This is a genomic window from Flavobacterium yafengii (assembly GCF_030010375.1).
Taxonomy (GTDB): domain Bacteria; phylum Bacteroidota; class Bacteroidia; order Flavobacteriales; family Flavobacteriaceae; genus Flavobacterium; species Flavobacterium yafengii.
On record NZ_JASCRY010000005.1, the window covers coordinates 75,568 to 88,179 of the forward strand.

The following is a 12,612-nucleotide window of genomic DNA, read 5'->3' on the forward strand; positions in this document are numbered from 1 at the left end:
TCAATAGTTAGTTTGTCAATTATTTTTTTGCTGGATTGATTATCGTTTTAAAATCAACTACTTCAGGTTTAATAAGGGTTCCTTCAGTTACAATACCAACTCCTTCAATAAGTATTTTATCGTTTATATTTAATCCGCTATCAACTACAAAAAATTTACCTCCAGGAATTGCACGTACTTCAATTGGTACAGCTTTCACTTTGTTATCTTTATCCACAACAAGTGCAACACGTTTGTCTTGTAATTCTAATGAAGCATTTTGTGGGATAATAATAACATTTTCTAAATCTGTAGGGATTTGAATAGTTCCACTTCCTCCAGAACGCAATAATTTATTCCCGTTTGGAAAACTTGCTCTTACATTAAAGGAACCTGTTTGTGCATTGGCTTGTCCACTAAAGGTTTCAATTTTACCCTTTTGTTCATATTGCATACCATTACTCAAAACCAAATTTACAGCTTCCATTTTGTTTATTTTTTCTTGAAATGACTTTCCTTGAGCATTCATCATGATATCCAATTGTTCTTTTTCATTTACTGAAAAATAAGCATAAATGGTACTAACATCTGAAATACGGGTTAAAGGTTCAACTGTTTGACTGCTGACATAACTTCCCAGTCTTAAAGGTAAAGTCCCTACAATTCCATTAACCGGGCTTTTTATAGTAGCATAATTAATTCTGGCAACGATACTTTGATAGGTACTTTTAGCACTTGCCAAATTTGCTTTTGCAGTTTCTAATTGAACATCACTGATTATTTTCCGTTCTACCAAAGGGATTAAACGATTTACTTCCACTTGAGCAGCAGCAACTTTTGCTTTTGCAGCTCCAGCTTCTTGTGTTGCTGTTTGTGTCTCTAATTTAAAAAGCAATTGACCTTTTTTAACTTCTTGACCTTCTTGTACATATATTTTTTCTATATATCCATCTACTTTTGCACGAATGTCAATATCAGTAATACCTTCCAAAGTGGCAGGATATTCTGCTAATAAAGTAGTATTTGATGTTCCTATTTCGACTACCTTATAAGGCATAACCGGAGGTGCTGCTTGAGTTGTTTCTTTTTTACAGGAGAGCAAGCTTATTGATAACAAAATTGCGCTTATAAAATATTTCTTTTTCATACGGGAATATTTACTAAAATTGATTAATTATTATTTTTACTGTTATTGATTTCTATTTCTTTGAACTTGTCAATAGTTTTAATCAAAAGTTCCTCTACTTCACAAACATGGGCTTTATAGGCTTTTACATTATCCATGTTGCATTGTTCTTCTGTACAAGAAACTGTTTGCTCTCTGTAGGTGATTAATTTATCTATTATTTTTTTTTCAAAAGCAAGGATTTTGATATAATTAGAAAGTCTTTCACTGAATGGACATGGCTTAAAATATTTTTTGCGATCACCGCATAAAGTATAATAATTTATTTTATCCATTTTTAGAAGCAGATTCAAGTTGGTTGAAATGGAGCTTTTACTGGCACCCATTTTTTCGACTATCTCTTCAAATGTTAATCCGGTCTTGCAGCCATCTATTATTAGTAATCCAAGAATTCGGGAACCCAGTGGCGGTAAGTTGTATAATAGCTCAAAATGAATTCCGAACATCTCGATAAGTTCTTCTCTCTCTTTTTGTATTGCAATCATGATTTTTTTGCAAAAGTAGAGTTAGTTCGTAGTTTACCGAACTAAACGAACTTAAAATTATGTTAATTTTTAAGAAAACGATTTCTCTAGAATTTACTGCCTTTAGAATAAAAATCTAAAGTTTAACCATCAATTAGTTATATTTAAATTAAAAGTTAGTTCGTGAAAAAAAAATGCTTAATATTGAAAAGAGAACAATTACCCTATATTTATATTTTATTAAACCAAATGAATTTAACTATGAAATCTAAAAACTTCAAGAACTCTTTTTTAATGATTGCCTTATTTTCTGCAACGGCAGCTATGGCGCAACACAAATATGTGAATACTCCGCCGGAGGTTTCCCCAATGCCGATGAAACCCGAAATGACAGAAGTTTGGGAACCGGAAGTAAAAGTTATTACACCTGCAAAAACTCTTGGAAATGCACCTTCGGATGCCATTATTTTATTTGACGGTAAAAACTTAGATCAATGGGTAAGTCAAAAAGACGCAAGCAAACCTGCAGGATGGAAAATTGTTGACAAAGATTATATGGAAGTTGTTCCGGGTTCTGGAGCCATTCAAACCAAAATGACTTTTGGTGATTGTCAGTTGCACTTGGAATGGAGCGCACCAGATGTCGTTTTAGATGGAGGACAGGCAAGAGGAAACAGTGGGGTGTTTTTCCAAAACAGATACGAATTACAAATATTGGATTCCTACAATAACAGAACGTATAACAATGGTCAGGCGGGAAGCATTTATAAAGATCATCCACCATTAGTAAACGTTGTAAAAACACCATTAGAATGGAATGCTTACGATGTAATTTATACGGCACCAAGATTCAAAGCTGATGGTAGAATTGATGCTCCGGCAAGAATCACTGTGTTTTTGAATGGTGTTTTGGTACAAAATAACACGACCATAAACGGGTTGACACTTTACATAGGTTTACACAATTATCCGTCGTCTCATGGCGATGATGTTATTTCGCTTCAAGATCATGATTCTAAAAATCAATTCAGAAATATTTGGATTAGAAAACTTTAAAAAGTATACCAACGGAGCGCTACAAACGCTCCGTTTTTTTTGGCTCCAAATCAGCATCAGGAACGTTTCTGTTTTGAAATCTAATTTACTTATATTTGTTGACCTTAAAAACAAACTTTATAGTGAGTCAAATCAATAAGCTAAAAATATTTAATGATCCCATTTATGGATTTATTACCATTCCAAATGCCTTAATCTACGATTTAGTTCAGCATCCCTATTTTCAACGTTTGCGTCGAATTTCCCAAATGGGATTGTCGTATTTAGTATATCCGGGAGCAAATCATACCCGTTTTCATCATGCTTTAGGTTGTATGCATTTGATGCAAAAAGCAGTCGATGTATTGCGTTTCAAAGGAGTTTCAATATCTCCCGATGAAGAAAATGCGTTGTATATTGCTATTTTATTGCACGATATAGGTCATGGTCCTTTTTCGCATGCTATGGAAAAAAGCATTGTTGAAGATGTACATCACGAAGAAATATCGCTATTATTCATGAACCAATTAAACGTGGAATTTAACGGTCAGTTAAGTTTGGCAATTCAGGTTTTTAAAGGGGAATACAACAGGAAGTTTATGTTACAATTGATTTCCAGTCAGTTGGATATGGATCGAATGGATTATTTGAAACGTGATAGTTTTTACTCGGGCGTGGCAGAAGGAAATGTCAACTCGGAACGATTGATTCAAATGATGAATGTGGTGGATGATTATTTGGTAATTGAAGAAAAAGGAATTTATTCTGTCGAAAAGTTTTTGATGTCTAGGCGTTTGATGTATTGGCAGGCGTATTTGCACAAAACGAGTTTAGTGGCAGAGTTAATTTTGATGAAAATCTTAAAACGCGCCAAAGAATTAACGTTAAAAGGTGTGCAATTGCCTTGCAGTGAGCCGTTATTGTTTTTCATGCAAAACAAAGTTACGATTGATACTTTTGATGCTGAAACCTTAGATTTATTTGCTCAATTAGATGATTTTGATATTATTGGAGCTTTAAAATCTTGGCAAAAACAGGATGATTTTATACTGTCGTCTTTGAGTAAAATGATAGTAAACCGAGATTTATTAAAAATAAAATTAACAAGTGAAAAAGTAGCGATTGAAGAATTACAGCCGCTAAAAGAACGTTTTGCATTGGAAAATAATATTTCATTATTAGAAACCAATTATTTTATTTTTAAAGGGAAAATAAAAAACCAAGCGTATAGCAAAGAAGCCGAACCGATACGAATTTTGAAAAAAGACAGCACAATTGAGGACGTTATAGAATCTTCTGACCAGCTGAATTTAAAATCGTTATCTAAATTAGTGACCAAGTATTATATCTGTTTCCCAAAACAACTGCTATAAAAAGGTCATTTAAAATCTATTTTTTTATATTTTTGTCGCGATGAAATTTACAGCAGAACAAATAGCAGGGATTTTAGAAGGAGAAGTTGTAGGGAATCCCATGGCGGAAGTTTTTAGATTGTCAAAAATCGAAGAAGGCACTGAGGGATCGCTTACTTTTTTATCAAATCCTAAATATCTTAATTATATATATTCCACAAAAGCTTCAGTAACAATTGTTAATGAGACCTTTGTGCCAGAATCACCTTTGACAACCACATTAATAAAAGTGCAAGATGCGTATGCGGCATTTTCTAAATTATTAGAGTTTTATAATCAGGTGAAATTGAATAAAAGTGGAATAGAGCAGCCTTCTTTTCTCTCACAAAGTGTAAAATACGGAGATAATTTATATCTTGGTAGTTTTAGTTATGTGGGACAGAATGTAGTTTTGGGTGAAAATGTAAAAATATATCCAAATTGCTTCGTTGGAGATAATGTGGTAATAGGGGATAATGTAGTATTGTTCGCTGGTGCAAAAATCTATTCGGAGACCGTAATCGGGAATAATTGCACGATACATTCCGGAGCTATAATAGGTGCTGATGGTTTTGGTTTCGCCCCAAATCCAGATGGAACGTATACTAAGATTCCGCAAATAGGAAATGTAATTATTGAAGATAATGTTGATATAGGTTCTTGTACTACAATAGACAGAGCTACAATGGGATCTACAATTATTAGAAAAGGAGTAAAGCTTGACAATCAAATTCAGATTGGGCATAATGTTGAGATTGGTGAGAACACCGTAATTGCCGCTCAAACAGGTGTTGCAGGTTCTACAAAAATTGGGAAAAGTGGCATGATTGGCGGACAAGTTGGAATCTCTGGACATTTAACTATTGGTAATAATGTTCGAATCCAAGCACAATCAGGTGTGGGACGAAATATAAAAGATAATGAAATCTTGCAAGGAAGCCCTACATTTGGATACAATGATTTCAGTAAATCGTATGTTCATTTCAAGAATTTGCCTAAAATTGTTGCAGAAATAGAAGAATTAAAAAAACAAATATTAAACCAAAAAAATGGAAACAATGGTTAAACAGAAGACCATCAAAACAGAAATTTCGCTAACTGGAGTTGGATTACACACAGGAAAAGAAGTAAAAATGACTTTTAAACCTGCTCCAGTCAATAATGGTTTTACTTTTGTTCGAGTAGATCTGGAAGGGCAACCTATTATTGAAGCTGATGCAAATTATGTTGTGAACACGCAAAGAGGAACCAATCTAGAAAAATTAGGTGTAAAAATTCAGACACCTGAGCATGTTTTAGCAGCACTAATTGGTTGCGATTTAGATAATGTAATCATAGAACTAAATGCTTCTGAACTTCCTATAATGGATGGGTCTTCAAAATATTTTGTTGAAGCGCTTGAAAAAGCAGAAATTGAGGAACAGAACGCTAAAAGAAATGTATACGTAGTAAAAGAAGTAATTTCTTTTACAGATGAAGCTTCTGGCAGTGAAATATTGGTAATGCCAAACGATCATTATTCGGTTACTGCAATGGTAGATTTTGGTACTAAAATACTTGGTACTCAAAACGCTACTATGAAAAGCATTTCAGATTTTAAAACGGAGATATCTGAGTCAAGAACTTTCAGCTTTTTACACGAATTAGAATCATTGTTAGAAAATGGTTTGATAAAAGGGGGTGATTTAAATAATGCTATTGTTTATGTAGATAAAGAAATTTCTGCTGCAACGATGGAGAATTTAAAAGTTGCTTTTGGAAAAGACGAAATTACGGTTAAACCAAATGGAATTTTAGACAACCTTACTTTACATTATCCAAATGAAGCGGCAAGACACAAATTACTTGATGTAGTAGGTGATTTAGCTTTAATTGGAACAAGAATTCAAGGGAAAGTAATTGCAAATAAACCTGGGCATTTTGTAAATACACAGTTTGCTAAAAAAATGGCGAAAATCATAAAAATCGAACAAAGAAATTATGTTCCTGTTTATGATTTAAATCAAGAACCTTTAATGGACATTCATAAAATTATGGCTGTTCTACCTCATAGACCACCATTTTTATTGATTGACAGAATCATTGAAATGTCTGAAACTCATGTTGTAGGTATGAAAAATGTTACAATGAATGAGAATTTCTTTGTAGGACATTTTCCTGAAGCTCCAGTTATGCCGGGTGTTTTAATTGTTGAAGCAATGGCACAAACGGGAGGAATTCTGGTATTAAGCACTGTTCCGGATCCTGAAAATTATTTGACTTATTTTATGAAAATTGATAATGTTAAATTCAAACATAAAGTATTACCTGGTGATACTTTGATTTTTAAGTGTGATTTAATTACGCCTATCAGAAGAGGAATTTGTCACATGCAAGCAAACGCTTACGCAAATGGGAAACTGGTTGCTGAAGCAGAATTGATGGCACAAATTGCTAAGAAACAATAGATTTAGATTAGAATTGGAATACTACATTTGAGAAAATGCAGTTTATCCTTTTATTACTCTAATAAATATAAAAATAAAAAATAGCTGATGAATCAACCACTAGCCTATGTTCATCCAGGCGCCAAAATTGCCAAAAATGTTGTCATTGAACCATTTACAACCATTCACAATAATGTAGTTATTGGAGACGGAACTTGGATTGGTTCGAATGTTACCATAATGGAAGGCGCAAGAATTGGAAAAAATTGTAATATATTCCCTGGCGCAGTTATTTCGGCGGTTCCACAGGATTTAAAATTTGGTGGAGAAGATTCTTTAGCAATAATTGGAGACAATTGTACGATTAGAGAATGTGTAACTATCAATAGAGGAACAATTGCATCTGGTCAAACTACTTTAGGAAATAATTGTTTGGTAATGGCAACTGCGCATATTGCTCATGATTGTCACATTGGTGATAATGCTATTATTGTAAACGGAGTAGCTTTGGCAGGTCACGTTACCGTAGGTAAATTTGCGGTTATTGGTGGCTTGGCAGCAATTCATCAATTTATTCATATTGGAGACCACGCGATGATATCAGGTGGATCTTTGGTAAGAAAGGATGTTCCGCCTTTTACAAAAGCAGCAAAAGAACCTTTGTCGTATGTTGGAATTAATTCTGTAGGATTAAGAAGACGCGGTTTTACAACTGAAAAAATTAGAGAAATTCAGGATATTTACAGAATTCTGTATCAAAAAAATTATAATACCACACAAGCTTTGGGTATTATTGAGGCAGAGATGGAAGCGACACCGGAAAGAGATGAAATTATTGATTTTATTCGAAATTCATCAAGAGGAGTAATGAAAGGATATTCTGGGAACTACTAAAAATAAAGTAGTTTCAGTTACCAAAAAATAAAAATAGTAATAAAAAACAAACAATATAATGGCATCTACATCAGATATTAAAAACGGATTGTGTATTAAATACAACAACGATATTTACAAAATCATTGAATTTCTTCACGTAAAACCAGGAAAAGGTCCTGCTTTTGTTAGAACAAAACTTAGAAGTTTGACTAACGGAAAAGTATTGGACAACACTTTTTCTGCAGGTCATAAAATCGAAGAAGTTAGAGTAGAAAACCATAAATTCCAGTTTTTATATCCAGAAGGTGATGAATTTCATTTTATGAATACAGAGACTTTCGAACAAATTACTTTGAATAAAAACATTTTAGATTCACCAGATTTATTGAAAGAAGGAGAAAATGTAATGGTAAGTATCAATACAGAGACTGATTTACCGCTTTCTGTAGATATGCCAGCATCTGTTATTCTTGAAGTGACTTATGCAGAGCCAGGAATTAAAGGAAATACGGCTACAAATGCAACAAAATCAGCAACTGTTGAAACTGGTGCAACTGTAAATGTCCCTTTATTTATTAATGAAGGAGATAAAATTAAAATTGATACTGCGTCAGGTTCTTACATGGAACGTGTAAAAGAGTAGATTACAATGTTCCGTATTCAGCTTGTAAATGAGCTGAATACGGAATATTGAAACCGAATATTAAATTTATGAAATTCCAAAAAGTTTACTCTTTAGAAGAAATTGCAAATATCATCGACTGTGAATATGTTGGTGATGCTAATTTTCCTGTTTCGGGAATGAATGAAATTCATGTTGTCGAATCTGGAGATATTGTTTTTGTGGATCATCCTAAGTATTATGACAAAGCATTAAACTCAGCAGCAACTATTGTTTTAATCAATAAAAATGTAGCTTGTCCAGATGGAAAAGCATTATTGATTTCAGACGATCCTTTTAGGGATTTTAATAAATTGACGAACTATTTCAAGCCATTTCAATTTTCGAATGTTTCAATAGCCGCTTCAGCTTCAATAGGTGAAGGAACTGTAATACAGCCCAATACATTTATAGGAAACCATGTTGTTATCGGGAGGAATTGTTTGATTCATTCTAATGTTTCCATTTATGATCATACAGTTATTGGTGATAATGTAATAATTCACGCGGGAACTATTCTTGGTGCTGATGCGTTTTATTATAAAAAACGTCCTGAAGGATACGATCAATTACTTTCCGGTGGAAGAGTGGTCATTAAAGACAATGTTGGAATTGGCGCTCTTTGTACGATTGATAAAGGAGTAACTGGCGATACCACTATTGGTGAAGGCACAAAAATTGACAATCAAGTGCATGTAGGCCATGACACGGTGATTGGAAAAAAATGTTTAATTGCTTCACAAACCGGAATTGCGGGTTGCGTTATTATTGAAGATGAAGTTACTATTTGGGGACAAGTAGGGACCACCAGCGGAATCACAATAGGAGCAAAGGCCGTTATTCTTGGTCAAACCGGAGTTACAAAATCAGTAGAAGGAGGTAAATCTTATTTTGGAACGCCAATTGAAGAATCAAGAGAAAAATTGAAGCAACTGGCCAATATAAAAAAGATACCGGAAATTCTTACTAAACTAAAATAATATGTCTGCTAAAGAAGTCGTTCAGAAATTTTACAAATCAGATGCTTTAATCGATAGCGAAGTCATGAAAGATTTTTTGCATCCAGAAGTGGTCGTTGAATGGAATAGTAGCAAAGGATTCATTCAATTGGATTATAATTCTTTATTAAATTTATCTAATGATTTAAGTAAAGCCTATGTTCGTTCTAAAGTTCGAATTAGTCATATTATTGCCGAGAATGATGTGATTTCGGTACGGTACTCTCATTTTGTGAAAACGATTGAGAATCCAAGAGAAGAAATGTTATTGGCGCATTTTATGGTTATTTGGCAAATAAAAGACAATAAATTATTTCGAGGCTATCAAATGAGTCAATTATCATAATTTAGTATCAAAAAACTGAATACTGAATACCGATTACTGATTACTATTTTATACTTTTGCATAACAATTTTAAAAACTACATAAAAAATATATCATGAGTGTTTTAGTTAATAAAGATTCCAAAATAATTGTTCAAGGTTTTACAGGAAGTGAAGGAACTTTCCATGCTTCTCAAATGATTGAGTACGGTACTAACGTTGTTGGTGGTGTAACTCCAGGAAAAGGGGGAACAACTCACTTAGACAGACCCGTTTTCAATACTGTAAAAGATGCTGTAGAACAAGCAGGAGCTGATACAACTATCATTTTTGTTCCACCGGCTTTTGCTGCTGATGCAATAATGGAAGCTGCAGATGCAGGTATAAAAGTAATTATTGCAATTACTGAAGGAATACCTGTTGCTGACATGATAAAAGCAAATAGTTACGTAAAAGAAAGAAATGCTCGTCTAATAGGACCTAACTGCCCAGGAATAATTACTCCGGGTGAAGCTAAAGTTGGTATTATGCCAGGTTTCGTTTTCAAAAAAGGAACTGTTGGTATTGTTTCTAAATCGGGAACATTAACATACGAAGCAGCTGACCAAGTGGTGAAACAAGGATTAGGAATCACTACTGCCATTGGTATCGGTGGAGACCCAATCATTGGAACTACTACAAAAGAAGCGGTTGAATTATTGATGAATGACCCAGAAACAGAATGTATCGTAATGATAGGTGAAATTGGTGGACAATTAGAAGCGGATGCTGCTCATTGGATCAAAGCGGATGGAAACCGTAAACCAGTTGTAGGTTTCATCGCAGGAGTTACTGCTCCAGCAGGACGTACAATGGGACATGCAGGCGCTATTGTTGGTGGATCTGACGATACTGCTGAAGCTAAAAAACAAATCATGAGAGAATGTGGTATTCACGTGGTAGATTCTCCAGCTGAAATTGGTAAAAAAGTAAAAGAAGTTTTAGGTTAATCTAAACTCTAATTAAATATTCTAAAAGCCTCACAATTTGTGGGGCTTTTTTATTATAAATTGAATTAAAGAAATATCTTTGCACTTTATTAAATATTTCTGTTTTTGCAGATTCAATTGTAATAAGAACAAACATAAACGAATGGTTTCTAATGGGCCTCACGATTTTGTGGGGTATTTTTTTGTCGAAGCCAATTCAAATTAAAATAAAAAATATGTACAAAGAGTTAAAAAAATTCAAAGTTACCAATCAGTTTTCATTTACTACAGAGGATAGTTTAGCAGAAGTTTGCAATGCTTCAGAAGGATCTGGAGTATTTTTAGTGTATTCTGTAGGGGATGAAAAAGAATTAATTATGGTTGGTTCTACTGGAACTATTCAAAATGACGGAACTTTGAAAATTAAAAATGGTGGCTTGAAAGATAAAATTGTAGAAGGACACCAATTTGCAAAAACAGGAAGAAAGTATTCTTGGCCAGCACAAATGAAAATCGAAGATATCACTACGCTTGAAGTGGTTTGGTATGAGACATTTAATGATAAGACAAAAGTGATTCCAACATTTGTAGAAGGACAAGTTTTACAAAACTTTCTTGACGAAAATGGAAGATTGCCAAAATGGAATGTAGCTTTTTAATTATTTAAAGACTGCTTTTCAACATCTTAATTATAATTGCGCTACATTTTTATGTGGCGCTTTTTTTTGAATTATCTTTTTTTGAAATAAAATTGGGCTAATTTCATAAATAATTAATTACTTTTGCACCCGTTATCACGAATCCTTCAATAGGATAGCAACCTGCAACAACAAGCAAGGTGCTAAAACGATAAGCCAAATCCTTTGGAAAAAATGTTGTTTTAATCATTTTTATATTTTGGTTTTTTGTTTGTCGTGGTAATGGATTCATCTTATACCATTATTTATGACAAAGAAAACACAACAAAAAGGAAATGCATTAGCATTACTACCTTTATTCATTTTTATTTTAACCTTTTTAGGAGCTGGAATTTGGCTTAATGATTTTTATGCATTCCCATCTCCAATAGCAGTTTTAGTTGGTATTATTGCTGCTTTTTTATTATTCAAACAATCAACAGAAGACAAAGTTAATACTCTGATTTCCGGTTGTGGCGAAAGTAAAATAATTACCATGTGCTTGATTTACTTGCTTGCAGGCGCTTTTGCTACAGTCACAAAAGCAATGGGAGGTGTCGATTCAGTGGTGAATTTAGGAATCAACAATATTGATGTAGCTTATTTTCCATTGGGGATTTTCCTGATTGCTTCTTTTCTTTCTACCGCAACAGGAACTTCGGTTGGTGCAATTGTGGCATTAGGACCAATTGCGGTAAGTCTTGCTGAAAAAAGTGGCTCTCCACTCGCATTAATAGCGGGTTCTTTATTGGGAGGTGCCATGCTAGGGGATAATCTATCGATGATTTCTGATACAACCATTGCAGCCACTCAATCTTTGGGATGTGAAATGAAAGATAAGTTTAAAATTAACCTATTCATTGCTTTTCCAGCTTCGGTAATTACTATTTTTTTACTTTTCTATTTAGGGTTGAATTCAGAAGTCACGGCAGTTGCTATTCCAAAATCCAGCTATGAACTACTCACAATTTTACCGTATTTATTAGTGATAGTCCTTGCTATACTTGGGATTAATGTTTTCACGACTTTAATCATCGGAATTGTGGTAGCAGGGATTATTGGAATTATTGGTGCTGATTTTACCGTTTTAGTATTCGCACAAAAAATATATGAAGGCTTTACAAGCATGACTGATATATTCTTGTTATCCATGCTAACCGGTGGTTTAGCGGCATTGGTAGAAAAAGCAGGAGGAATTGATTTTGTCATTCATAAAATTAAATCCAGGATAAAAAACAAGAAATCCGCTCAAATGGGAATTGGAACTTTAGTGAGTTTTACCAATATGGCTATTGCCAATAATACCGTTTCTATTGTTATCACAGGTGCCATTGCCAAAGAAATTAATGATGAATATAATTTAAGTTCCAAAAAAACGGCAACTTTACTAGATATTTTTGCTTGTATTGTACAAGGAATTTTGCCTTATGGTGCTCAAGTCTTGTTAATTTTAAGTTTTGCCAATGGAAAACTGAATTTCTTAGATTTACTCAGTAACGCTTGGTATCTCTTATTTTTGTTTTTAGTTACTTTAATTGCTATTTACAGTAATTTTTGGGATAAATGGATGCATAGATTTTTGAAAGTTTAAGCTTTTGACATAAAATTTTTGAATTGAATTGTTATA

13 protein-coding genes and 1 riboswitch are annotated in these 12,612 nt (G+C 33.5%); of the genes, 11 read left to right on the top strand and 2 right to left on the bottom strand.

Annotated elements, in window-relative coordinates; translation table 11 throughout:
- Positions 1 to 19: 19 nt before the first annotated feature.
- Both QLS97_RS14955 and QLS97_RS14960 read right to left on the bottom strand, forming a co-directional pair.
- The gene (locus QLS97_RS14955) at positions 20 to 1,126 is read right to left on the bottom strand and encodes an efflux RND transporter periplasmic adaptor subunit (protein ID WP_282717766.1); all 1,107 of its coding nucleotides are present in this window, start codon (positions 1,124 to 1,126) and stop codon (positions 20 to 22) included.
- A gap of 23 nt (positions 1,127 to 1,149) precedes the next feature.
- Positions 1,150 to 1,650, bottom strand: coding sequence for a GbsR/MarR family transcriptional regulator (locus tag QLS97_RS14960; protein WP_282717767.1), 501 nt, complete (start codon positions 1,648 to 1,650; stop codon positions 1,150 to 1,152).
- A 240-nt stretch (positions 1,651 to 1,890) separates the two neighbouring features.
- On the opposite strand from QLS97_RS14960, the gene QLS97_RS14965 reads away from it, so the two are divergent.
- The 11 genes from QLS97_RS14965 to QLS97_RS15015 all read left to right on the top strand — a co-directional run bounded on the left by QLS97_RS14965 (position 1,891) and on the right by QLS97_RS15015 (position 12,576).
- Positions 1,891 to 2,685 carry a 3-keto-disaccharide hydrolase gene (locus QLS97_RS14965; RefSeq protein ID WP_282717768.1) on the top strand — a complete coding sequence of 265 codons (795 nt, stop codon included), beginning with the start codon at positions 1,891 to 1,893 and terminating at the stop codon, positions 2,683 to 2,685.
- Between the two features lie 122 nt (positions 2,686 to 2,807).
- A complete protein-coding gene (locus tag QLS97_RS14970; RefSeq protein WP_282717770.1) occupies positions 2,808 to 4,037 on the top strand; it encodes an HD domain-containing protein in 1,230 nt (409 codons plus the stop codon).
- Positions 4,038 to 4,077: 40 nt separating this feature from the next.
- The gene (gene lpxD, locus QLS97_RS14975) at positions 4,078 to 5,121 is read left to right on the top strand and encodes a UDP-3-O-(3-hydroxymyristoyl)glucosamine N-acyltransferase (protein WP_282717771.1); all 1,044 of its coding nucleotides are present in this window, start codon (positions 4,078 to 4,080) and stop codon (positions 5,119 to 5,121) included.
- Positions 5,114 to 6,502, top strand: coding sequence for a bifunctional UDP-3-O-[3-hydroxymyristoyl] N-acetylglucosamine deacetylase/3-hydroxyacyl-ACP dehydratase (locus tag QLS97_RS14980; RefSeq protein ID WP_282717985.1), 1,389 nt, complete (start codon positions 5,114 to 5,116; stop codon positions 6,500 to 6,502). The genes lpxD and QLS97_RS14980 overlap by 8 nt, the downstream gene beginning before the upstream one ends.
- Before the next feature lie 87 nt (positions 6,503 to 6,589).
- Positions 6,590 to 7,375 carry an acyl-ACP--UDP-N-acetylglucosamine O-acyltransferase gene (gene lpxA / locus QLS97_RS14985; protein WP_282717772.1) on the top strand — a complete coding sequence of 262 codons (786 nt, stop codon included), beginning with the start codon at positions 6,590 to 6,592 and terminating at the stop codon, positions 7,373 to 7,375.
- Positions 7,376 to 7,433: 58 nt separating this feature from the next.
- Positions 7,434 to 8,000: an elongation factor P gene (efp, locus tag QLS97_RS14990; protein ID WP_035672298.1), complete on the top strand. Its 567-nt coding sequence runs from the start codon at positions 7,434 to 7,436 to the stop codon at positions 7,998 to 8,000.
- 68 nt (positions 8,001 to 8,068) lie between these two features.
- A complete protein-coding gene (locus tag QLS97_RS14995; protein ID WP_282717774.1) occupies positions 8,069 to 8,998 on the top strand; it encodes a UDP-3-O-(3-hydroxymyristoyl)glucosamine N-acyltransferase in 930 nt (309 codons plus the stop codon).
- Between the two features lies 1 nt (position 8,999).
- Positions 9,000 to 9,362, top strand: coding sequence for a nuclear transport factor 2 family protein (locus tag QLS97_RS15000; protein WP_282717775.1), 363 nt, complete (start codon positions 9,000 to 9,002; stop codon positions 9,360 to 9,362).
- Positions 9,363 to 9,456: 94 nt separating this feature from the next.
- Positions 9,457 to 10,329, top strand: coding sequence for a succinate--CoA ligase subunit alpha (gene sucD, locus QLS97_RS15005; protein ID WP_091207776.1), 873 nt, complete (start codon positions 9,457 to 9,459; stop codon positions 10,327 to 10,329).
- Between the two features lie 215 nt (positions 10,330 to 10,544).
- A complete protein-coding gene (locus tag QLS97_RS15010; RefSeq protein ID WP_282717776.1) occupies positions 10,545 to 10,967 on the top strand; it encodes a hypothetical protein in 423 nt (140 codons plus the stop codon).
- Between the two features lie 127 nt (positions 10,968 to 11,094).
- Positions 11,095 to 11,191, top strand: a riboswitch (SAM-I-IV-variant riboswitch).
- 62 nt (positions 11,192 to 11,253) lie between these two features.
- The gene (locus tag QLS97_RS15015) at positions 11,254 to 12,576 is read left to right on the top strand and encodes a Na+/H+ antiporter NhaC family protein (RefSeq protein WP_282717777.1); all 1,323 of its coding nucleotides are present in this window, start codon (positions 11,254 to 11,256) and stop codon (positions 12,574 to 12,576) included.
- Positions 12,577 to 12,612 lie beyond the last annotated feature (36 nt).